Source organism: Actinoplanes sp. CA-131856 (assembly GCF_050956135.1).
Lineage (GTDB): Bacteria > Actinomycetota > Actinomycetes > Mycobacteriales > Micromonosporaceae > Actinoplanes.
In genome coordinates this window covers 10394152-10415805 of sequence record NZ_CP191849.1, presented here as the reverse complement: position 1 = coordinate 10415805, position 21654 = coordinate 10394152, and the positions used below count along the sequence as shown (strand labels likewise).

Sequence of the window (21654 nt, the reverse complement as noted above, 5' to 3'; positions counted from 1 at the left end):
ATCGCTCGGTCCGCACGTCGGCGTGTCGTGCGTGTCCCCGGTCGCGGCGCGCCGGATTCTGGGATCGCCTGTCGGCGTCCGAGGCGGTCACGGCTAGTGTGGTGGCGATTGTTTGTACGCCAAGGATTGGATCGCCGTGGCACTGGTGGTGCAGAAATACGGGGGCTCGTCCGTCGCGACCGCCGAGCGGATCAAGCGGGTCGCCGAGCGGATCGTCGCCGCCCGCAAGGCCGGTGACGACGTCGTCGTCGTGGTCTCCGCGATGGGTGACACCACCGACGAGCTCATGGACCTGGCCAACCAGGTGAGCCCGCTTCCGCCCGGCCGCGAGCTCGACATGCTGCTCACCTCGGGCGAGCGCATCTCGATGGCGCTGCTGGCGATGGCCATCCACAACCTCGGGTACGAAGCGAGGTCGTACACGGGGTCGCAGGCCGGCGTGCTGACCACCTCGACACACGGCAAGGCCCGGATCATCGACGTGACCCCCGGCCGTCTGCGCAGCGCGCTCGACGAGGGCGCGATCGCGATCGTGGCCGGTTTCCAGGGTGTCTCGCAGGACACCAAGGACATCACCACCCTGGGCCGCGGCGGCTCCGACACCACAGCGGTGGCGCTCGCGGCCGCTCTGCACGCCGACGTGTGCGAGATCTACACCGACGTGGACGGCGTCTTCACGGCCGACCCGCGCATCGTCCCCGACGCCAAGCACATCAAGCAGATCACGTACGAGGAGATGCTCGAGCTGGCCGCCGGTGGGGCGAAGGTGCTGATGTTGCGATGCGTGGAGTACGCACGCCGCTTCAAGGTGCCCATCCACGTACGCTCTTCGTATTCCCACAAGCCCGGCACCCTGGTCACCGGATCGATGGAGGACCCTTCCGTGGAACAAGCGCTCATCACCGGGGTCGCACACGAGCGAAGCGAAGCCAAGATCACGATCGTGGGTGTGCCGGACGAGCCCGGCGCGGCCGGCCGCATCTTCGAGACCGTGGCCTCCGCCGAGATCAACATCGACATGATCGTGCAGAACGTGTCGACCGAGGGCACCGGGCGCACCGACATCTCGTTCACCCTGCCCAAGGCCGACGGCTCCACGGCGATGACCGCCCTCGACAAGATCAAGGACCAGGTGAAGTTCAAGAGCCTGCTCTTCGACGACCACGTCGGCAAGGTCTCGCTCATCGGCGCCGGCATGCGCTCGCACCCGGGCGTCGCCGCCTCCTTCTTCGCCTGCATCGGCGAGGCCGGCGTCAACATCGAGATGATCTCCACCTCGGAGATCCGGGTCTCCGTGGTCTGCCGTGACAGCGACCTCGACACCGCGGTCCGCGCCGTGCACGACCAGTTCGAGCTGGGCGGCGGCGAGCAGGCGGTGGTCTACGCGGGCACCGGCCGGTAAGAACGCCTGCCATGGCGCAGCCCACGCTCGCCGTCGTCGGAGCCACCGGCTCCGTCGGTACGGTCATGCTCGAGCTGCTCTCCTCCCGGCGCAACGTCTGGGGTGAGATCCGGCTGATCGCCTCGGCGCGGTCGGCCGGAAAGCAGCTGAGCTGCCGCGGGGAGCAGCTCACGGTCGCCGAGCTCACCCCGGAGGCGTTCGACGGGGTCGACGTCGCGATGTTCGACGTGCCCGACGACGTGTCGCGCGAGTGGGCGCCGATCGTGGCCGACCGCGGCGTGATCGTGGTGGACAACTCGGCCGCGTTCCGCATGGAGCCCGACGTCCCGCTCGTGGTGCCCGAGGTCAACCCCGACGCGTTGCGCCACCGCCCGCGCAACATCGTGGCCAACGCCAACTGCACGGTGATGGCGATGATCATGGCGATCGCCCCGCTGCACCGCGAGTACGGCCTGCGCGAGCTCGTCCTGGCCTCCTACCAGGCGGCCTCGGGCGCCGGTCAGTTCGGTGTGGACACCCTGCACGACCAGCTCAGCAAGGTCGCCGGCGACCGGCTGCTCGGCTCCCGGCCGGGCAACGTGCGCCAGGCCGTGGGCGACGATCTCGGCCCGTTCTCGGCGCCCCTGGCGCTCAACGTGGTGCCCTGGTCGGGCGCGTTCGAGGCGCTGGGCTGGTCCTCCGAGGAGCTCAAGCTCCGTAACGAGTCCCGCAAGATCCTGGAGCTGCCGGCGCTCAAGGTCTCGGCCACCTGCGTCCGCGTCCCGGTGGTGACCGGCCACTCGATAGCGGTCCACGCCGTCTTCGGCTCCGAGGTCGACGCCGAGGGTGCCCGCCAGGCCCTGCGCAACGCGCCCGGCGTGATCCTGGTCGACGATCCCGAGGCGGGTGAGTTCCCGATGCCGATCGACGCGGTCGGCACCGACCCGTCCTGGGTGGGCCGCATCCGCCGGGCCATGGACGACCCGCGGGCCCTCGACCTCTTCGTCACCGGCGACAACATGCGCAAGGGCGCCGCCCTCAACACCGTGCAGATCGCCGAGATGCTCGCCGCCGAGCTCTCGAAATAGCCCGGCGGCGGGTCGACAGGTCAGGCCGCGGCTTCCAGGTCGGCCCGGGTCAGCAGCGCGCGCAGCGTGATGCCCTCGGCGGCCAGCGCCTCGGTGCCGCCCTCCTGCCGGTCGATCACGCAGAGCGCGTGGTCGACGTGGGCGCCCAGCTTGCGCAGGTCGTTCGTCGAGATGACGACCTGGCCGCCCGAGGTCACCACGTCCTCGACCACCAGCACCCGGCGGCCGGCCACTTCGGCGCCCTCGGCCAGCCGCGCGGTGCCGTACTGCTTGGCCTGCTTGCGAACGAAGGCCGTGGGCAGGCCGGCGTGCCGGGCCACCGCGGTCACCACGGCGATGCCGCCCATCTCGAGACCGGCCAGCACCTCGGTGCCCTCGGGGATCAGCACGGCCATCTGCTCGGCCAGCTTGTCGAGCAGCACCGGGTCGGCCTCGAACTGGTACTTGTCGAAGTACTCGGTCGCGGTCCGGCCCGAGCGCAGGACGAACTCGCCGGTCAGCCGGCTCACGGCGCGGACCTGCCGCGCAAGGTCAGAGTCACTCACAAGGGACTAGCCTGTCAGGCCCTCCGGGGACGGACGACAGCACCCCACAAGCAACCACTCAGCAACCGACAAATGGTGCCGATCAGAGGATCATGCAAATCAACCCGCACCGCTGGTTCGGCGTGGGCCAGAGTGGTGCCCCCGACTCCGCCAAGGCGGGCGCCGAGGCCGCACACGCGGCCGTGGGCGGGCGTACGGCCAAGGCAGTCTTCGTCTTCGCCTCCGCGAGCCACGATCTGCCGGCGCTGCTGGCCGCCGTGCGGGCCGAGGCCGGACCGGCGGCCGAGATCGTCGGCTGCACCACGATGGGCGAGCTGGGCAGCGGCGGGGTGACCGACGGCGGGGTGTCGGTCGCGGCCCTCGGCGGCGACGGCTTCACCGTGCGGGTGAAGGTCGCCCCGATCAACCCGTCCGACCCGCGGGCGGCCGGCGCCGCGGCGGCCGACGCCGTCCACGGCCTGCACGACGAGCACCAGGTGCTGATCCTGCTCTGCGAGGGCCTGTCCGGGCGCCCGCACGAGATCGTCCGGGGTGCCTACTCGGCCCTCGGCGCCACGATCCCGCTGGTCGGCGGCTTCTCGGCCGACGACCGGCGCTTCCAGCAGACCTTCCAGTTCTACGGCGACGAGGTGCTCAGCGGCGCCGTCATCGGTCTCGCGCTCGGCTCGGACGGCCCGATCGGCGTCGGCGTGGCCCACGGCTGGCGGCGCACCGAACCGCCCATGGTCGTCACCAGGAGCCACGGCCCGCACATCTACCAGCTCGACGGCCAGCCGGCGCTGGACGTGCTGCTGCGGCGCAACGACTTCGACGGCTCGGCCGAGGAGTTCTTCGACCGGGGACGGCAGTTGCAACCGCTCGGGCTCTCCCGGCGCAGCGGCGAGGACATCCGGGTGATCCACGCCGGGGACGACGCCGAGCGCTCGGTCTGGGGCACGGCCGACGTGCCGCAGGGCGCGCTGGTCTGGCTCATGGAGGGTGACCGGCAGGCGCTGCTGGACGGGACCACCCAGTCCTGCGCCGAGGCGGTGGCCCAGCTCGAGCCGCTGCCGCCGCTCGGTGTGCTCGCCTTCGACTGCGGCGGGCGCCGGGCCGGCCTGATCGACGGCGGTCTCGACGCCGAGATGCGGGCCATGCACGCGGCCCTGGGCGACGCCCCGTACGCCGGCCTCTACACGCTCGGGGAGATCGCCCGGGTGCGTGGCGCGCTCGGCATGCACCATCTGACCCTCGTCACCCTCGCCCTGGCCTGACCCATGCTGGCCTGGTCGACTCATCAGCTCACCGAGTACTTCACCGCGGTCAACGCGGCCGAGGACGAGGAGTCGGCCATCGCCAACGCAGTCGAGCGGGCCGCCGAGATGGTCGACGCCGAGGTCGGCGCGGTCGTGCGCGACGGTGGCGTGCACGGGGCGTACGGCTTCGGAAGGGTCGTGCCGGAAGCGGGCGTCCTGGAGGTCGCCGCCGGCCAGCCGATGCTGATCGTGCCGAACGTGGGTGAGCTGCACGCGGTCGCCAACCCGCTGGGCGACCAGGCGGGCGAGGCGCTGGTGGTGGCCCGGCTGGCCGAGCCGTTCGCGCCCGAGGAGCGGCAGATGCTCCAGGGCATGGGCCAGGTGCTGGGCCTGGCCCTGCGCAGCATCCGGGTGCTGGCCGCGGAGCGCCATCTGCGGGCCGAGAAGGAGCGCCAGGCGACCTCCGCGCAGACCCGTCAGCGGCTCGTGGAGACGCTGCTGACCATCCAGCGGGGGATCTCGGCCCGGCGGCCGCTCCCGGAGATCCTGGACGCGGTGACCGGCGGCGCGGCCGGCCTGCTGGGCGGGGCCACGGTGACGCTGCTGCTGGCCGAGGGCGGTCAGGAGCGGCGGCTCACGGTCGCCTCGACCTCGGGCGGCGGAGTGACGCCGCCGGAGGGCCTGGCCCGGGCGGCGATGGCGGGAGGATCGGCTCTCGTACGGATCGACGCGCGCGGCCAGATGATCGCGGCCCCGGTGCGGGTCACCGGCGAGATGGCCGGCTGCCTGGTGGCCCTGCTCTGCGGGGTGACCGGCGAGGACACCGAGCGCAGCGACCAGCTGGCCGCCTTCGCCCAGCAGGTGAGCCTGGCCCTGACCGACGCCCGCACGGTCGAGGCGGTCCGCGAGGCGCACCACGATCCGGTCACCGGACTGCCCAACCGGGCGCTGTTCCTGACCATCCTCAACCGGGTGCTGGCCTCGCGCGCGACGGTGGAGGACCCGACCAGCGTGCTCTTCGTCGACCTGGACCGGTTCAAGGCGGTGAACGACAGCCTCGGCCACGAGGCCGGCGACCAGCTGCTGGCGCTGGTGGCCCGGCGCCTGCGCGGATGCGTGCGGGCGAGCGACACCATCGCCCGGCTCGGCGGAGACGAGTTCGCGGCGCTGCTGCACGACTCGCCGGTGGAGGCGGCGACGCTGATCGGCGAGCGGATCGTGGCCGCCGTGAAGGAGCCGTTCCGGGTGGCCGGCCGGGAGATCTTCATCGGGGCCAGCGTCGGGGTGGCGGTCTCCCGCGAGGCGGAGCTGAAGCCGGAGGAGCTGCTGCACAACGCGGACGTGGCGATGTACCGGGCGAAGAAGGACGGCCCGGGCCGGGTGCTGGCCTATCAGCCGTACATGCACGCCGAGGCGCTCGACCACCTGAGCCTGCGCGGCGATCTGCAGCGGGCGCTGCGCGACGGCGAGTTCCGCCTGCAATATCAGCCGCTGATCCGGCTGGCCGACGGCAAGCCGGTCGGCGCCGAGGCGCTGATCCGCTGGTACAGCCCGACCCGCGGGTTCGTCTCGCCGGTCGACTTCATCCCGATCGCCGAGGAGTTCGGGCTGATCGTCGACATCGGCCAGTGGGCGCTGGAGACGAGCGCGATGCAGGTCGCCAAGTGGCGGCGCGACTTCCCCGACCTGGGGCTCAACGTCAACGTGTCGGGCCATCAGCTCGTCCATCCGCGCTTCGCCGACAACGTGATGAAGGCGCTGGCCATCGCCGGGCTGCCGTCGAGCGCGGTGACGCTGGAGCTGACCGAGTCGGTGCTGATGAGCGAGCCCGACCTGGGCAAGGCGGCGCTGCATCAGCTGCGCGGGCTCGGCGTGCAGCTGTCCATCGACGATTTCGGTACGGGCTACTCGTCGCTGGCCTATCTCCGCGAGCTGCCGGTCGACGAACTGAAGATCGATCGGGCCTTCATCGCGCGGGCCGAGCTCACCGGCGAGGATCTGGCCCTGGTGCGCACGATCGTGGAGCTTGCGCAGATCCTGGGCCTCCGGGTGGTGGCCGAGGGCATCGAGAACGTCGCTCAGCTGGCCGCTCTGAGGCGGCTGGGCTGCGGATATGGACAGGGATATCACCTGTGCCGCCCGACCGACCCGGCCGAGGTGCCGGCCAAACTGCTGCGAGCATCGATCGCCGTGCTGGGTTGATCTTCACCCGTTGGCGTACTTGATCACCGCTCTACCGCATGCGGGATCCTTGAGGGGTACTTTTCGGCTAATTGGTACATAAGCCCCGGAAGGAAAATAACGGTGACACCCTTCGCGTTGCTCTTCCTGCTCGCCCTGGCCGGCTCCACGTGCTTCGCCCTCGGCCGAGCCCTCGGCCGCGGCGAGCGCTACGAGAAGGGCTACCGCGAGGGCTTCCGCGACGGCGAGACCGGCTCGCTGGCCCGCGCCGCACGGCTCATCCAGCTCAACGACCGCCCCGCCATCGCACCCGCCATCGAGTCGATGCTCGGCCCGTACGCGGTTCCCCAGCAGCAGCTGCCGGGCCGCAGCGTGGGCCCGGCGGTCACCGCGGTGCCGGTGAGGCCGCAGCTCGCTCTCTGAGGTCACATTCCTTCGGGGGTACGGCGTCACGCCGTACCCCCATTAGTTTGTTCAGAGAAGGTTGAGGGCGGCGCTGGCCACGAAACCGAGCACGGTGCCCGCGATGGCGAGGATGAGGCCCAGTTTGCCGAGCCGCTCACCGCGGCGCAGGGCGACGGCGCCGAAGACGATGCCGAGGATGCCGAGCAGCGGAATGAGGAGAAGACCGACCCCCGCCAGCACGAACGCGGCGATGCTGAAGTTGTTGCCGGCCGCCCGGGGCGGCATGGGCGGGTAGGGGTGGTAGGGCGGCGGCGAGGCCCCGTAGGGCACGTTCTGAGGCATCCCATAGGGCGGCTGCGCGGCGTTGACATAGGGCTGCCCACCTGGCGGCGGATATCCACCCCCAGCCGGCGCCCCGGCCGGATAGTGCCCCGCGGGCGGTTGATCGGCGGCGGGCGGCGCGTACTGCGGCGGCTGACCTGCCGTGGGCGGCCCGTAGTGCGGTGGCTGACCCTCTACGGGCGGCGCGTACTGCGGTGGCTGACCCGCTGCAGGTGGCGCGTAATGCGGTGGCTGACCCGCTGCGTGCGGAGCGTAGTGCGGCGGCTGGCCCACGGGTGGCGGCGGATATGGCGGTGGCAGCTCACCGGCGGGTGGAGCGCTCGTGGGCGCCGGCCCCTCCGGCGGCGCGTAGTTGTATCCCGCGGTCGGGTCGGGCGCGACCCACCCCGCCTGCGGTGCGGCGGCGGGTCGGCCGCAGGTGGCGCAGTAGCCGTTCGGCTGAATGGCCGTCGAGCCACAGTTGGAGCAGGTCATCGACTTCGTCTCCCGGGTGTCGGTGTCATCCAGGAGCGATCGGCCCTTCACACGCCGACTTGAGCCCCGTCAACCCTCGACATGCCGAACAGCATCAGTCGGTGACCGTGGGGTGGGTCTCCGTCTCGCCGCCGCCCGCGCTGGCGGCAGGCAAGGTGCCCGGGTCGTGTGTGGGGTGGTCTCGGGCTCGCCGCAGCCTGCGCCGGCGGCCGGCCAGGCGGCCGGGCGCGGACTCACGGCAGCGCCCGCGCCTGCTCATCACCCTGAAACGCGACGCCCCGTCCCGGCGCGGCCTGGCCGCCGGGCGCGGCCGGGGCCGTCGATCCTCGTGATCGGGTCGGCGAGTGCCGGGCGGTTTGCCGAGATCCAGGCCTCGATGTCGGCGATTCTCCAGACTCGGCCCTGGACGAGTTCGTCGTAGGGCTCCGGCCAGTCGGGGCGGAGGGCCAATTGGTACACGCGCTGACGGGTGATCCCGCCCATTCGGGCCCGGATCTCGGCTATCCCCATCAAATGCCTAGTCATGGAGCTACTTTACAAGCGACTATCATGAATGTCGCGCCTGCTCCGTGCCAACATCGCTGGAGGGGCCCCGTGCGGGAGCCCCTCCAGACGTACATCTCAATTAGCCGAGCTGGCGGCGGACCTCAGCCGCCACACGGCCGCCCTCGGCGCGGCCCGCCACGGCGGACTGCGCGGCCTTCATTGCCGGGCCCATCTGGGCCTTTCCGCTGAAGCCGCCGGCCGACAGGGCCTCGCGGACCAGGTCGGCGATCTCGTCGTCGGTGAGCTGTTTCGGCAGGTAGCGCTCGAGCACCTCGCCCTCGGACCGCTCCTTGGACGCCTGCTCGGCGCGGCCCGCGTCGGCGAACGCCGTGGCGGCCTCGCGACGCTTCTTGGTCTCCCGGGTCAGGACCGCGAGAACCTCGTCGTCGGTGAGGGCACGGGCCTCGGAGCCGGCGACCTCGGCGTTGCGGACGGCGGCGAGCGCCATGCGCAGCGTGGAGGTGGTCAGCTCGTCGCGGCCCTTCATCGCGGCGTGCAGGTCATCGTTCAGGCGGTCCTTCAGCGTTCCCATGGACGGAGAAACTACTCTTTCGGTCATGCGTAAGCGCTCCTTTATCGCCCTGGGTGCGGGGGTGGCCGCCGCGGGCGCCGCGACCTTCGCCTACGCCTCGCTGGTCGAACGCAACATGTTCACGCTGCGGCGCTTCGACGTGCCGGTGCTCGAACCGGATGCCGAGCCGCTGCGGATCCTGCACCTCTCGGACCTGCACATGATGCCCGACCAGCGACGCAAGCAGGCGTGGGTGGCCGCGCTGGGCGGCACCGACCCCGACTTGGTGATCGTCACCGGCGACAACATGGCGGACCCCGCCGCTGTTCCCGGCGTGCTGCGAGCGCTCGACCCGCTGCTGGAGGTGCCGGGCGCGTTCGTGTTCGGCTCCAACGACTACCGGGGGCCGCGCTGGAAGAACCCGCTGGAATATCTGATGCCCGAGCGCGAGTACGTGCAGGGCGTCGACCTGCCCACCGAGGACCTGCGGGCGGCCCTGACCGACGCGGGCTGGGCCGACCTGAACAACGCCCGCACGGTGCTGAAGGCGGGCGGCCGCTCGATCGAGCTGGCCGGCGTCGACGACCCGCACGTCGACCGCGACGACTACCCGTCGGTCGCGGGCCCGGTCTCCACCGGTGCCGACCTCCACCTGGGCGTGACGCACACCCCCGCCTCCCGCGTCCTCGACGCGATGGCCGCCGACGGCTTCGAGCTGCTGCTGGCCGGCCACACCCACGGCGGTCAGGTGTGTGTGCCGTTCTACGGAGCGCTGACCACGAACTGCGACCTGCCAACGTCGATGGCGAAGGGTCTGCACCGCTGGCCCGGCTCCGACTCGTGGCTCCACGTCTCGGCCGGCCTGGGCACCCACCCGACCGCCCCGATCCGCTTCGCGTGCCGCCCCGAGGCTTCGGTGCTCACTCTCATACCGCGCTGACCTGCGGTTTTACGCTTCAGGGGATACCGATTTCGCGTCCGGCGAGGCGTCGGATAGTATTTCCTGGCAGCTCGGGGTGTGGCGCAGCTTGGTAGCGCGCTTCGTTCGGGACGAAGAGGCCGTCGGTTCAAATCCGGCCACCCCGACCAAGAGCAGTGCAGGTCAGGCCCGGTCTTCCGCTCAGGGAGGCCGGGCCTGACTTCTTTCCGAAGTGTGTTTGGAGAAGTTCTTGGAGATGATCTACTCAAAGCACTGCTCCATGCTTGTGAAGGCTGTCTTGCGCCCCTCGCCATGGATGGACTCCCGACCGCCTCCGGTGGCGCCCTGGGGCTGAGAGCGGTCACGATAGCGATCACTCTTGGGGCCGCTCGTTCTCTGGTAGATCGGGCATCCGAAGGTGAGATCGCGTAGCCTCATTCGGTGTTGACTTGGAATGCTCTACTTGAGCCGTTCAGATCTGACTATCAGATGAAACTGATCGGCGCTCTAAGATCTTGAGAGGACGCGGCGCGGTGTCTATGTTCGTTATCGAAGGTCCAGAATATGACGCTGAAATGCTGCGCCGGGAGCTCCTTGTCGAGCTTCCGGCCGATGACGCAAACGTGGGTCCAATTGAGCGCCAGACTTCAGATTTCTTCGACAACGGCGAGTTCGGTGATTCCGCGCTTGTTGAGTTCGCCGTAAGTGTTGGAGAGAATCTGACCGCAGATGCACTTGTCGCTATCACTGCAGTTATCTTTGCAAAGGTACGAGCTCGGATAAACCTCAGGGTTCGAGAAGAGAAGAAGCCGGAGAACGGCAATGGATCTGAATGACTGGGGTGCGCTCGGTGGATGCAAAGGCCTCGGGAAGCTCGATCTAAACACGCAACTGCTCCGGGTTCCCACAGAATGGAACGACCTCGACCCGGACGTAGAAGCCTATCATCTCTTATTTGCACACGAGAGCAGCCACTGGGTTAGGTACCATTCCTCAACCATTGGTATCTCGCTGAGCCTTATGAAGTACGCCTCCGAGAGACTGATTCGCGATTTCGTCTTCGCGCTCGACGAAAAAGAGCGGCGTGCCTTAATGCGGGCCAAGAAAGAAAAATCTAACTTCTTTGGCTTCCAGGCTTCGTTCCCTTCGGCTTCAGAAGAACTCTCCAAAACTCGCCAGTTTTGGCTGGACCTGCGATATGCATACAAGGCCCTACTCGATTCTGAAGGGATTGAAGATCAGGAGTGGGACACTGTCCCGGCGATCGCCTCCGCCTTTACCGATGTGAATTTTTGGGCCCGGCAGATATTTGCCGAGACTAGAGGTATCGATCACATTCAGTTGGACGGCAGCCGGGGCATACCGCTAATCACCGTCGACGACGACAGGATTACTACTCGGCTACTGTTCGAGTGCGCCGCGACCATCGACCAGTACACGTCCTGGCTGGGCGGCATCCCAGCGACGCCTAAGGACGACTACGGCCGTCGACTCCTTAGCGAGGCTGAGCGAGCACTTGGCGGGTCGTATGGTGCGCCTCTCCGAGCTTACGAAGGCATTACCGGTGTAGGGAGAGATCGCCTTTCCGAGTCTGCATTTAATGTTTCATTGTTGATAGACTTAGCGCTAAACCCCAAGATTCCACCATTCATGGATGCGGGCGACGTTGGACCACTCCACTGGGAGCAGATATACCCACCATTTCGGTATGTAGTGTCGCGTGTCTGAAGTGATTTGACGGGTGTGGTGCGGGAGAATGCGGTATGCCTGCTGTTGCTGCGCCGTTGGTCCTGCGTCCTGGTGATGGTGCCCGCCTGCGGGAGTTGACGCGGTCGTCGTCGGCGCCGGCCGGGATTGTGCAGCGGGCGCGGATGCTGCTGTTGGCGGCCGACGGACTGGCGAACACGGAGATCGGCCGGCAGGTCGGGATGACCCGTCAGACGGTGATCGCCTGGCGGGCCCGATACGAGACCGGCGGGATCGACGCTCTGGCCGATCTGCCTCGTTCCGGACGGCCGCCGGTCATCGACGAGTCCGCGGTGATCACCTCCACCTTGAACCCGCCACCAGAACAGCTGGGGGTGACGCACTGGTCGGCGCGGCTGCTCTCCGATCACCTGACCCGCGAAGGGATACCGGTCAGCTTCGCCGAGGTGGCCCGTATCTGGCGGGCCTGGGGTTTGCAACCGCACCGGGCCGAGACGTTCAAGTTCTCCACCGACCCGCAACTGGAAGCCAAGATCCGCGACGTCGTCGGCCTCTACCTCGACCCGCCGGCCAACGCCGTGGTCGTTTGCGTGGACGAGAAATCGCAGATCCAGGCTCTGGACCGGACCGCGCCGCTACTGCCGATGCGCTTCGCCCAGGCCGAGAAACGCACCCACGACTACAAGCGGCACGGCACCACCACCTTGTTCGCCGCGCTTGAAGTCGCGACCGGGAAGATCACCGCCGATGCCTGCTACCAGCGGCACCGCAACAGCGAGTTCCTGGCCTTCCTCAAGCAGGTCGCCAAAGCCCACCCGAGAGTGAAACTGCACGTGATCGCGGACAACTACGCCACCCACAACCATCCGAACGTCAAAGCCTGGCTGGCCCGCAACCCGCGGATCACCATGCACTTCACCCCGACCAGCGCGTCCTGGATGAACATGGTCGAGATCTTCTTCGGCATCATCACCCGCCAAGCCATCCGCCGCGGAACCTTCACCTCGGTCCCCGACCTGATCGGCGCCATCCGCACCTTCATCGACGCCTACAACCAGTGCTGCGAACCCTTCCGCTGGACTAAGACCGCCGACCAGATCCTCACCAAAGCCACCCGTCAAAAGACCTCAGACACGCGACAGTAGCTGCATGTGAAGCGGTGCGGGAAGTCGGCCCTCTAACGACGTTCCCTGATCCTAGCGATTCCAGGGAATTCATAGATAAAATCTGCGCTAGGATGAGGCTTCCGAATCCACAAAACTTTTCCGGAATATTCGGGCAACCCAGCCGGACGCTTGATACCGATGGAATCTTCTATTTCCGTGAGGCAGGCACAGATTCTCAGTACAACATCGGGGACCTCGACCTTGACTACATAACTTTCCTGGCGTGGGTGCAAAGGCGCTTTTGGCGCCTGCGCAGGAAGAGTCCGGAACTGATATCGCTGTACGGGTATGACTGTAACGAGCAGTCGCGAAGCGCGGTATCCCTTCTCTTCGGCGACGAGGGAGCGGGTTGGTTTCAGCCACCCTTCCACTGGTCTGATAAAGATACGTTTGCCTACGGGACGGCCGTAGGCTCCAATACGGCAATGCAATACATCTCTTCAGTAGCTGCGTTCACGGCAATGCATGACGCTATATCGAATGCCCGTGGCATACGAAAAGGGATTTTCCCGCCCGATCTTCATGAGCTTCCATTTTGGACTGAGATAGAGACGATGCTCCGCGAGCGTTTGTCTCCTGATATTTGGTGAAGCGCCGGCGTTATGCGGCCGCAGCCAATTCATGGGCGAAGCGATAGATTCGCTGCAGCAGATCATCCAGAGTCTGGACGGGTGAGTTATGCATTGCCGCTTTACGTATCCCTAGCGCAGATTCCCATTGCTGATTTCAGCTTATCGGTCAAACGTTTCCTCATTGGGATTGTTATGTGTAAGTAGCGGCCCCGCACTGACCCATCGAAACCGTGGGGCGTCAGGCCGTTGGCAATCGGTAGCCAGCATGCATTGGCGCGAGTCGCCGCGCCGCGCCCGCGTACGGGAATTCCAGGCAAGGTTTCCCCGAGGATGGGTACCGGGCGCGACGGGTACGGGGCCGCCGCGGATACCAGCCGGTCGCTGCGGGGTGAAACAGCCAAGTGGCGAAGCCGCTGCGGCGCCAGTGGGGCGCGAGAACCTCTGAATCTACGGCATTCCGGGTATAGCCAAGCTGTGCTGCAGCTCGGTCAACCTTTTCGCGCGTCGCGAACGGACTACGCCGTCGTGGAAGTGCTCCGGTAGCGGAACACCGCCCACCGACGTCTTGGTTGAAACGACGTCGTCGAGCGTGTTCGCCGGCAGCCGCTCAGCCAGCTCAAGATGAGCCGGGACCGGCCTACCTGATCTGTGAAGCCCCAGCGTCGATAGAACGCGGTCAGGTCGGGCTGACAGATCAACTCCACGCTCTTGACCCCGGCGATCCATGGGTGCGCGAGCACGGCGTCCATGATTGTCGAGCCGACGCCGGCGCCGCGGACGTCGGAAGCCACGATGACGTCGAGGATGACGGCCAGGTAGGTCCGGTCCGTGAGTGCGCGGGCGAAGCCCACGAGCCGGCCGGACGGGCGGTCCAAGACCGCCACCACGACATCGGAACCGGCGAGAATGCCGTGGACCTCGGTCTCCGTTCGCTGTGCGGCCCACCATACCGAGGCGAACAGCTCCATCAGGTGTGGCACGTGGACGGCCTTGGCGTCATACGAGACCTCGTGCGAGAAAGGGATCACCGCACCAGCCTTCCCCGTCGCGCTCGTGTGGGATTGACACGTTCGTGGTAGTCGTTTGTAAGCTGGCTCCATGACTAGGCATTTGATGGGTGTGGCCGAGATACGGATTCGGCTGGGTGGGGTCAATCGTCAGCGGGTGGACCAGTTGGCCTGTCGTCCTGACTGGCCGGAGCCCTACGACGAGCTCGCCCGGGGGCGGGTGTGGAGGATCGCCGACATCGAGGCCTGGATCAGGGTGCACCGTCCCGCGCTGGCCCGGCCTCGCCGCCGGGACTGAGGGCGGTCAAGGCTTCCAGGCGGCGGGCGACCTCGGTGGCCGGCAGGGTGGCGTCGATCTCGGTTGTGGCTGTGGCTCTGAGGAGGGGCTCGACGGCGGCCAGGTTGGCCAGGATCTCGGCGCGGTCGGCGGGTGTCTTGCCGTACGGGTTGGTGGTTCTCGCCTCTACACGGGCCAGCAGGACGGCCGCGGGGGCGCTCAGCAACACGATGTGGTCGAAGAGCGGGTAGAAGGGGCCCTGATTCGACTTGCAGCCGGCCACGAAGACGTCCGGCGTGGTGGTCAGCAGTTCCGTGATGGGGCCGGGACGCCAGACCCAGTCGTCGCCCGCCCACTCGCTCCACTCGTCGGTGTCCGTGTCTACCGTGTGGTGGCCTCGGGCGGCCAGCAATGTCAGGGCCGTCGACTTGCCGGTGCCGGACATTCCGGTGATCAGGGTGCGGGGCATCCGCAAAAAGTACGGGCGGGACCTCCCGAAGGAAATCCCGCCCGCGATGTCGGAGCGTCAGCGGCCCGGAGGCTTTGGCTTGTTGCCGCCCGGCGGGGCGCCGCTCGGCGGGGTCTGTACGGCCTTGCCCTTGCTCACCTCGATGACGACCACGCCGCCCTTGATGGTCTTGCCGCCGGGGTCGGTGCCGGCCGCCGTTCCCTTCGGGCAGTCGGACTCGACCTCGTTGCCCACCACCGCGTCGAAGCCGGCCGACTCGATCTCGTCCTTGGCGTCGCCGATGGACTGGCAGGCCACGCGGGGGATGGAGCGCTGGTCACCCTCGGCGATCTTCTTGCTGCCGGGGACCTTGAACTGCTCCTTCGGCTTGCCCTTCATGTAGTCGGCCAGCGTCTCGTAGACGGCCGGGTTCACCACGTCGTGGCTCATCCGGTCGGTGTGCTGGGGCCAGTCCGGGTTGACCAGATATCCCGCCACGACCAGCTTCGTCGTGCCGGCGATCAGGGCCGCCGTCTTGTCGGCGTCGGTCGTTCCGGTCTTGCCGAACACCGGGTGCTTCACCGTCGACTTGACCGCGCGGGCCGTGGCGCCGTTGCAGTTGCCCAGCTGGGCCGAGTCGCCGACCGGGCAGCGGGTCGCGTCGAGCGTGGCCCGGGCCACGTCGGGGCTGGTGGCCCGGATGCAGCGCGGCTTGCCGATGTCGAGTTTCTCGCCGGACTGCGTGGTGATCTGCTCGATCGGGGTGGGCTCGCAGTGCATGCCGTCGCCGGGCAGCACCGCGAAGGCGTTCGCCATGTCGAGCGGCGTCGACGCCGACACGCCCAGGGTGAAGGCGCCCCACTGGTTGGCCGAGACCGCGTTGTTGGCGAAGTCGGCGTCCTGCTTCACGCGGAACTGCACGCCGAACCGCTTGGCCACGGCGACCACGTTCTCGGCGCCGACCCGCTCCTCCAGCGGCACGAAGTACGTGTTGATCGACTTACCGAAGGCGGTCCACATGTTGTAGACGCCCTCGCCGCCGCCACCGGAGTTGCTCGGGCACCAGAAGTGGGTGCCGGGGCAGGCCGAGTCGTTGCCGGAGTCGATGATGTAGCCCGACTTGTAGCGTTTCTCCGCCTTGATCGGGTACGCCAGCGGGTAGCCCTTCTCCAGCGCCGCGACCATCGTGAACATCTTGAACACCGAGCCGGCCTGGTAGCCGCTGATGTCGCCACCGCCGGAGAGCAGCGGGTTGGTCGTGTTCGGGTACGTGGCCCGTACGCCCGCCTTGGCCTTCTTCTTGTCGGAGGACAGCGGGTTCTGCGGCTTCGCCGGGTCGTCGAGCTTGTAGCGCCGGTTGGCCGACAGGATGCGGACCTTGCCGTTGCCGGGCTCGATGCCGGAGATCAGGAGCGCGTTCTTGTTGTTCAGCGAGATGTGGTCGGAGATGCGCTTGCGGGCGTCGGAGGTGCCCTTGACGTCCATCGTCGTGACGATGCGGTAGCCGCCGCTCTTCAGCCGGCGCTCACGGTCGTACCTCGTCGCTCCGAACGACTCCTGGTCCATCCACCACCGGTAGAAGTAGTCGCAGAAGAAGCCCCAGTTGTTGTTGGCCACCGAGACGCAGCCGTTGCTGATCGGCTTGACCTTGCGCGGGATGGCTTCCTTGACCGCCTTGTCGGCCTGGGCCTGCGTGATCATGCCGGCCTCGACCATGCCGGGGATGATGTAGTTGTTGCGGCGGTCGCGGATCTGCGGGTAGCCCTCGGAGCTGGTGGGGTTGAAGCTGGTCGGCGCCTTGACCATGCCGGCCAGCATGGCCGCCTGGCCGATCGTCAGGTCCTTGGGCTTCTTGTTGAAGTAGACCTGGCTGGCCGCGTAGACGCCGTACGCCTGGTTGCCGAAGGGGGCAATGTTCAGGTAGCGCTCGAGGATCTGGTCCTTCGACAGCTCCTTCTCCACCTGGAGCGCGTACTTCATCTCGTTGACCTTGCGCTTCGGCGTGTCCTTGGTGGCGTCGACGACCTCCTGCGGGTTGGTCGCCGAGTAGGCCAGCGAGAGGCGCACGTACTGCATCGTGATGGTCGACGCGCCCTGCTTGGACTCGGACTTGCCGCTGTTGCTGACGAACGCGCGGGCGACGCCCTTGAGGTCGACGCCGTTGTGGTTGTAGAACTCCCGGTCCTCGGCGGCCACGATCGCGTCGCGCATGAACTTCGAGATGTCCTTGATCGGGACATCGCTGCGGAACTCGTCGTAGAACTGCGAGATCTGCGTCCGGCCGTCGCGGGCGTAGATGCGGGTGATCTGCGGGGAGCTGAAGTCTTTGAGCTCACTGGGCAGTTGCGCGAAGGTCTCGCCACCGGCCTTGGCGGCCAGTCCGGACATGGCGGCCGCGGGGAAAGCGGCGGCCGCGACGACGACGCCGGCGAGTAAACCGCAGATCAACAGCGAGGTCGCATTGGCGAAGATGTTGTGATCGCGTCTGCGCATCCAGGAGGTCACCCGAGCAGGGTACGCGAGGAGCGCACGGAACCGCGCGTCCAGAGAGCCCACTTTCAGTCTGCCCTAACGGGGGATCTTTCGTGGGGATTTGTGAAGTAGGCTTCGCGGCCTTTGCCCGGAAGAGCCGGGCTGTACGTATTTGAGGGACAACGTTGCGTAATCGCCCAACTACAGAGCATGATGGTCCGAGCACGACGTCCGCGTGGCTCAGGGGGACACACATACGCCCCGCGGACGTCAGGGGGTAACGCTAGGGGGGACGTTTACAGATGGGGATGATCAGCGACTGGCCCAGCATGGCCGCGTGTCAGAGTGGCGACCCTGACGCGCTTTTCGTGCAGGGCGCCGAGCAGAACGTGGCGAAGAGGATCTGCCGCAGCTGCCCGGTTCGCTACGAATGCCTCGCCGATGCCCTGGACAACCGGATCGAGTTCGGCGTCTGGGGAGGAATGACCGAACGGGAGAGGCGCGCGCTGCTGCGCCGCCACCCGCACGTGGCGAGCTGGCGAAAGATGTTCGAGGCCGCGATGAAGGACAAGGGCGCCGACAAGGTGCTCGTCCCGACCCGCTGACCCGCTAGGCGAGAAGCGCGCCGATCGTCCGCAGCCCGTCGACGTCATGAACGTCGGCGGGCTGCGCCGTGACGGAGACGGCCGGAACGGCCGGAAAGGCGTCGGTGAAGGTGGCGGCCACGCGCTGCTCGCGCTCGGTTTGCCGTACGAGGTTGGCGTGGATCCGCAGAGCGCCGGCGGTCAGCTGGTTCTCGCCCGCGGCGTCGAGCTCGGCCGCGGCGGCCTCGCTCCGGTCGGCCGGCAGGTCGGCCACCTCGGAACGGTGCATCCGGTTGAGCACCAGGCCGGCCAGCGGCATCCGCTCGGCCACCAGGCGCTCGGCGAAGTACGCGGCCTCGCGCACGGCGTCGCGCTCCGGGGCCGCGACCAGCAGGAACGCGGTCTGCGGATCTTGCAGGATGCGGTACGTCTCGTCGGCCCGCTGCCGGAAGCCACCGAACATGGAGTCGAGCGCGGCCACGAACCCCGACAGATCAGTGAGCAACTGGGCGCCGAGGACCTTCTGCACCGTACGGGAGAAAAGCCCGAAGGACGCGGTGACCAGGCTGAACATGCTGCGGCCGCCGGAGCGGGCCGGAGCCAGCAACATGCGCAGCATGCGGCCGTCGAGGAACCGGGACAGGCGGGCCGGAGCGTCCAGGAAGTCGAGCGCCGACCGTGAGGGCGGTGTGTCGACGACGATGAGGTCCCACTCGTCGGTGGAGCGCAGCTGGCCCAGCTTCTCCATCGCCATGTATTCCTGCGTGCCGGCGAAGGTCGAGCTCATGGCCTGGTAGAACGGGTTCGCGAAGATCTCGGCGGCGCGCTGCGGCGTGGTGTGCTGCTGCACCACCTCGTCGAAGGTGCGCTTCATGTCGAGCATCATGGCGTGCAGCTCGCCGCCGTTCTCGCCGTCGATGCCCTTGACCTGGCGGGGCGTGTTGTCGAGCTCGCTGAGGCCCATCGACTGGGCCAGCCGCCGGGCCGGGTCGATGGTGAGCACGACGGTGCGACGGCCGTGCACCTCGGCCGCCCGCAGGCCGATGGCGGCGGCGGTGGTCGTCTTGCCCACCCCGCCGGCGCCGCAGCAGACCACGATCCGGATGGCCGGATCGGCGAGCAGACCGTCGACGTCCAGCACCTCACCCACTACTCCAGAGTAGTCCGTACTTGATCCCACGGACGGTGACTGTGTCCCGGCCCGCATCACGCGCGCATCAGGGCCGCGGCCAGCTCGTCGAGCCCGGCCTGATCGACTCCGCGCGGCAGCAGGGGCAGCTCGACCAGGGGCAATCCGGTCTCGGTGAGCTCCTGGCGCAGCGTCTCCTCCAGCTCCTGCCGGGTGAGGTAGTCCTTCACCTCGGTGGCCAGGCCGGTCACGGTGCCGGCGTCGGTGGGCAGGCCGGCCTCGGCCAGGCCGCGCTTGAGCTCGGCCTTCGTCACCCGTCCGGCGGTCACCAGCGCGGGGCGGGTGGCGTTGAGGATGATCCGGCCGACCGGGATGCGCAGCGCGTTCAGCTCGGCGATGGCGTCGAGCGTCTCCTGCACCGGCATCTCCTCGAGCAGCGTCACGACGTGCACCGACGAGATGGGCGAGCGCAGCAGCGCGGCCACGCTGTCGCTCTGTGTCTTGATCGGGCCGACCTTGGCCAGCTTGGCCGTCTCGGCCGTGACGTTGAGGAAGCGGCCGATGCGGCCGGTCGGAGGAGCGTCGAGGACCACGGCGTCGTACGCCCGCTTGCCGTCCTGGGACCGGGTGGTGGCCTCTTTCACCTTGCCGGTGAGCAGCACGTCACGCAGGCCCGGCGCGATGGTGGTGGCGAAGTCGATGGCGCCCACCTTGCGCAGCGCCCGCCCGGCTGCGCCCAGGTGGTAGAACATGTCGAGATATTCGAGCAGCGCCTCTTCGGGGTCGACGGCCAGCGCCCGCACCTCGCCGCCGCCCGCGACCTTGGCGATCCGCAGCTCCTTGTAGGGCAGCGGCTCGGTCTCGAAGAGCTGGGCGATGCCCTGCCGGCCCTCCACCTCGACCAGCAGCGTGCGCTTGCCGCCGGCGGCCAGACCCAGGGCCAGCGCCGCGGCCACGCTCGTCTTGCCCGTGCCGCCCTTGCCGGTCACCACGTGCAGCCGCGCCGGCCACCTGCTCACTCGCTCGCCCATGGAATCAAAGGTAACGGGACACCCTCAGCCGCTGACCTCGCAGACCAGCCAGCCGGTCTTGCGGATCACCGTGAACCGCAGGTCCTGGGCGGCGGTCTTCTCGTCGGCGGTGGACATGGTGACCTGCACCGCCACCGTGGCCCGGTCGTCGCCGTCGCCGGCCACCGTCGGCTCGGCCCAGCGGAACACCGGCTCCTGATACCCGGCGGCGTACGCCTTGATCTCGTCGACCCGCTCGGCGATCTTCTGCTTGTCGCGGGCCTCGCGGCAGACCAGGTCGTCGGCGGCGGCCGCGTCCTGCTGGCTGTAGACGGCGGTGAGGAAGCGGTCGACAGCGGTCGCGGCGTCGGGCGAGCCCGGGTTGTCGGCGTTGCGGAGAAGGAAATAGGCCGAGACGGCGCCACCACCGCAGAGCAGGAGCGTGCCGGCCAGCGCCACCGAGACCCAGAGGGCGCCCCGGCGCGATTTCGGCTGCTGGGGAGGACCGGCCCAGATCGGCTCGGGCTGGGGCAGCGGAACGGCCGGCGGGATCGAGTGTTGATAGGCCAGATGCTCCGGCGGGGTGGTCTGCCACTGACCGGGCGCCTCGTGCTGGGCGTGCCACGGCGAGGTGGGCGGCGGCGCCTGCCAGCCGGCGTCGGCCGGGATGACCTGGGTCTCCTCGTGGGAGGCGGCCTCACCCGAATAGGCGCCGGGCGGCGGCCACTCCAGCTCGCCGGGGTCGGGGGGCGCATCGATGAAAGAAAGGTGCGGCGGCTCCGGCGCCGGGATCGGCTCCTGGGGAGGAATGGGTTGCGGAGGCTCCGGCTCGGGCACCGGCGCGGGCTCCGGGTGCCCCGGTTGGCCGCCCTGCGGGTGCGTCATGTCGCCCTCCGTGATGTGACGTGTCCGGCTTGCTCAGCCTAGTCAAAACGGCACGATCGTGGGCCCTAAGCTGGGCGCGTTACCGACGATCAGGGGAGTAGCAGCGATGCCGAAGTGGGAGTACGTGACCGTGCCTCTGCTGGTCCACGCGACCAAGCAGATCCTCGACAACTGGGGCGAGGACGGCTGGGAGCTGGTTCAGGTCGTTCCGGGGCCCAACCCGGATCAGCTCGTGGCCTACATGAAGCGGGAGAAGTCGTGACGCTGCCGATCGCCGGCGAGGGCGGCGTCGACGCGTACGCCAAGCTCGCCGAACTGGGTCTGACCCTGCCGACCGTGGTGCCGCCGCTGGCGTCCTACGTCCCGGCCGTGCAAACGGGCAATTACGTGTACGTCTCCGGGCAGCTTCCGCTGGTCGAGGGCAAGCTGCCGTACGAGGGCAAGGTCGGCGCCGACGTCACGCCCGAGCAGGGCACCGAGCTGGCCCGCCTCTGCGCCCTGAACGCGCTCGCCGCCATCGAGTCGCTGGTCGGCCTGGGCCGCGTCGGCAAGGTCGTGAAGCTGACCGGCTTCGTGGCGTCGGCCCCCGGTTTCACTGGTCAGCCCGCCGTCATCAACGGCGCGTCGAACCTGTTCGGCGACGTCTTCGGCGAGCAGGGCCGGCACGCCCGCAGCGCGGTCGGCGTGGCCGAGCTCCCGCTGAACGCGCCGGTCGAGGTCGAGGTCATCGTCGAACTGGCCGAGTAGCTGTACCGGTTAACAAAACTGGA

The 21654-nt window shown here is 68.2% G+C and carries 22 protein-coding genes and 1 tRNA gene; 14 read left to right on the top strand and 9 right to left on the bottom strand.

Translation table 11 applies throughout. The features are described from left to right. The first annotated feature begins 136 nt into the window (after nucleotides 1-136). Together ACQP2X_RS48000 and ACQP2X_RS47995 are read left to right on the top strand one after the other, a co-directional pair. Nucleotides 137-1402 (top strand): aspartate kinase, encoded by a 1266-nt coding sequence (locus ACQP2X_RS48000; RefSeq protein WP_498692942.1) that lies wholly within the window; start codon nucleotides 137-139, stop codon nucleotides 1400-1402. 11 nt (nucleotides 1403-1413) lie between these two features. Continuing rightward, nucleotides 1414-2469, top strand: coding sequence for an aspartate-semialdehyde dehydrogenase (locus ACQP2X_RS47995; protein ID WP_498692941.1), 1056 nt, complete (start codon nucleotides 1414-1416; stop codon nucleotides 2467-2469). Between the two features lie 20 nt (nucleotides 2470-2489). Here the strand turns inward: ACQP2X_RS47995 and pyrE are convergent, their stop codons facing one another. After that, nucleotides 2490-3014, bottom strand: a complete 525-nt coding sequence (gene pyrE, locus ACQP2X_RS47990) for an orotate phosphoribosyltransferase (protein ID WP_498692940.1) — start codon at nucleotides 3012-3014, stop codon at nucleotides 2490-2492. A 92-nt stretch (nucleotides 3015-3106) separates the two neighbouring features. Here pyrE and ACQP2X_RS47985 point away from each other — a divergent pair, with 92 nt between their 5' ends. The 3 genes from ACQP2X_RS47985 to ACQP2X_RS47975 all read left to right on the top strand — a co-directional run bounded on the left by ACQP2X_RS47985 (nucleotide 3107) and on the right by ACQP2X_RS47975 (nucleotide 6853). Beyond that, nucleotides 3107-4267, top strand: coding sequence for an FIST signal transduction protein (locus ACQP2X_RS47985; RefSeq protein ID WP_498692939.1), 1161 nt, complete (start codon nucleotides 3107-3109; stop codon nucleotides 4265-4267). A 3-nt stretch (nucleotides 4268-4270) separates the two neighbouring features. Continuing rightward, nucleotides 4271-6451, top strand: coding sequence for a putative bifunctional diguanylate cyclase/phosphodiesterase (locus ACQP2X_RS47980; protein ID WP_498692937.1), 2181 nt, complete (start codon nucleotides 4271-4273; stop codon nucleotides 6449-6451). Nucleotides 6452-6553: 102 nt separating this feature from the next. After that, complete coding sequence (locus ACQP2X_RS47975) at nucleotides 6554-6853, top strand: hypothetical protein (RefSeq protein WP_097317520.1); 300 nt, start codon at nucleotides 6554-6556, stop codon at nucleotides 6851-6853. Between the two features lie 51 nt (nucleotides 6854-6904). Here the strand turns inward: ACQP2X_RS47975 and ACQP2X_RS47970 are convergent, their stop codons facing one another. Continuing rightward, nucleotides 6905-7702: a DUF4190 domain-containing protein gene (locus tag ACQP2X_RS47970; protein WP_498692936.1), complete on the bottom strand. Its 798-nt coding sequence runs from the start codon at nucleotides 7700-7702 to the stop codon at nucleotides 6905-6907. A gap of 574 nt (nucleotides 7703-8276) precedes the next feature. After that, nucleotides 8277-8729, bottom strand: a complete 453-nt coding sequence (locus ACQP2X_RS47965) for a GatB/YqeY domain-containing protein (protein ID WP_498692934.1) — start codon at nucleotides 8727-8729, stop codon at nucleotides 8277-8279. Between the two features lie 25 nt (nucleotides 8730-8754). Here ACQP2X_RS47965 and ACQP2X_RS47960 point away from each other — a divergent pair, with 25 nt between their 5' ends. From ACQP2X_RS47960 to ACQP2X_RS47935, 6 genes are all read left to right on the top strand, one after another. After that, nucleotides 8755-9648, top strand: coding sequence for a metallophosphoesterase (locus ACQP2X_RS47960; RefSeq protein WP_498692932.1), 894 nt, complete (start codon nucleotides 8755-8757; stop codon nucleotides 9646-9648). Between the two features lie 72 nt (nucleotides 9649-9720). After that, a tRNA-Pro gene (locus ACQP2X_RS47955) sits at nucleotides 9721-9797 on the top strand. 363 nt (nucleotides 9798-10160) lie between these two features. Beyond that, nucleotides 10161-10463, top strand: coding sequence for a hypothetical protein (locus ACQP2X_RS47950; RefSeq protein WP_498692931.1), 303 nt, complete (start codon nucleotides 10161-10163; stop codon nucleotides 10461-10463). After that, nucleotides 10450-11355 carry a hypothetical protein gene (locus ACQP2X_RS47945; protein WP_498692929.1) on the top strand — a complete coding sequence of 302 codons (906 nt, stop codon included), beginning with the start codon at nucleotides 10450-10452 and terminating at the stop codon, nucleotides 11353-11355. The genes ACQP2X_RS47950 and ACQP2X_RS47945 overlap by 14 nt, the downstream gene beginning before the upstream one ends. A gap of 35 nt (nucleotides 11356-11390) precedes the next feature. Further along, complete coding sequence (locus ACQP2X_RS47940; protein WP_498692928.1) at nucleotides 11391-12479, top strand: IS630 family transposase; 1089 nt, start codon at nucleotides 11391-11393, stop codon at nucleotides 12477-12479. Between the two features lie 92 nt (nucleotides 12480-12571). Further along, nucleotides 12572-13090, top strand: coding sequence for a hypothetical protein (locus tag ACQP2X_RS47935; protein ID WP_498692927.1), 519 nt, complete (start codon nucleotides 12572-12574; stop codon nucleotides 13088-13090). Between the two features lie 497 nt (nucleotides 13091-13587). On the opposite strand, the gene ACQP2X_RS47930 is transcribed toward ACQP2X_RS47935, so the two are convergent. From ACQP2X_RS47930 to ACQP2X_RS47920, 3 genes are all read right to left on the bottom strand, one after another. Beyond that, nucleotides 13588-14040 (bottom strand): GNAT family N-acetyltransferase, encoded by a 453-nt coding sequence (locus ACQP2X_RS47930; RefSeq protein ID WP_498692925.1) that lies wholly within the window; start codon nucleotides 14038-14040, stop codon nucleotides 13588-13590. 290 nt (nucleotides 14041-14330) lie between these two features. Then, nucleotides 14331-14825 (bottom strand): AAA family ATPase, encoded by a 495-nt coding sequence (locus ACQP2X_RS47925; RefSeq protein ID WP_498692923.1) that lies wholly within the window; start codon nucleotides 14823-14825, stop codon nucleotides 14331-14333. A 57-nt stretch (nucleotides 14826-14882) separates the two neighbouring features. Beyond that, nucleotides 14883-17297: a transglycosylase domain-containing protein gene (locus tag ACQP2X_RS47920; RefSeq protein ID WP_498701298.1), complete on the bottom strand. Its 2415-nt coding sequence runs from the start codon at nucleotides 17295-17297 to the stop codon at nucleotides 14883-14885. A 281-nt stretch (nucleotides 17298-17578) separates the two neighbouring features. On the opposite strand from ACQP2X_RS47920, the gene ACQP2X_RS47915 reads away from it, so the two are divergent. Continuing rightward, a complete protein-coding gene (locus tag ACQP2X_RS47915; RefSeq protein WP_097317528.1) occupies nucleotides 17579-17881 on the top strand; it encodes a WhiB family transcriptional regulator in 303 nt (100 codons plus the stop codon). Nucleotides 17882-17885: 4 nt separating this feature from the next. Here the strand turns inward: ACQP2X_RS47915 and bagB are convergent, their stop codons facing one another. The 3 genes from bagB to ACQP2X_RS47900 are packed head-to-tail and all read right to left on the bottom strand — an operon-like array spanning nucleotide 17886 to nucleotide 20884. Then, on the bottom strand, nucleotides 17886-19010 hold the full coding sequence (bagB, locus tag ACQP2X_RS47910) for an ATPase BagB (protein WP_498692921.1): 1125 nt from the start codon (nucleotides 19008-19010) through the stop codon (nucleotides 17886-17888). A gap of 56 nt (nucleotides 19011-19066) precedes the next feature. After that, entirely contained in the window at nucleotides 19067-20020 is a 954-nt protein-coding gene (gene bagA / locus ACQP2X_RS47905) for an ATPase BagA (RefSeq protein WP_498692920.1), read from the bottom strand. 24 nt (nucleotides 20021-20044) lie between these two features. Further along, nucleotides 20045-20884, bottom strand: a complete 840-nt coding sequence (locus ACQP2X_RS47900) for an Rv0361 family membrane protein (protein ID WP_498692918.1) — start codon at nucleotides 20882-20884, stop codon at nucleotides 20045-20047. A 106-nt stretch (nucleotides 20885-20990) separates the two neighbouring features. On the opposite strand from ACQP2X_RS47900, the gene sp36 reads away from it, so the two are divergent. Together sp36 and ACQP2X_RS47890 are read left to right on the top strand one after the other, a co-directional pair. Next, nucleotides 20991-21146 carry a Sp36 family protein gene (gene sp36, locus ACQP2X_RS47895; RefSeq protein ID WP_097317531.1) on the top strand — a complete coding sequence of 52 codons (156 nt, stop codon included), beginning with the start codon at nucleotides 20991-20993 and terminating at the stop codon, nucleotides 21144-21146. Next, the gene (locus tag ACQP2X_RS47890; RefSeq protein WP_498692917.1) at nucleotides 21143-21631 is read left to right on the top strand and encodes a RidA family protein; all 489 of its coding nucleotides are present in this window, start codon (nucleotides 21143-21145) and stop codon (nucleotides 21629-21631) included. Before sp36 ends, ACQP2X_RS47890 begins: the two co-directional genes overlap by 4 nt. Nucleotides 21632-21654 lie beyond the last annotated feature (23 nt).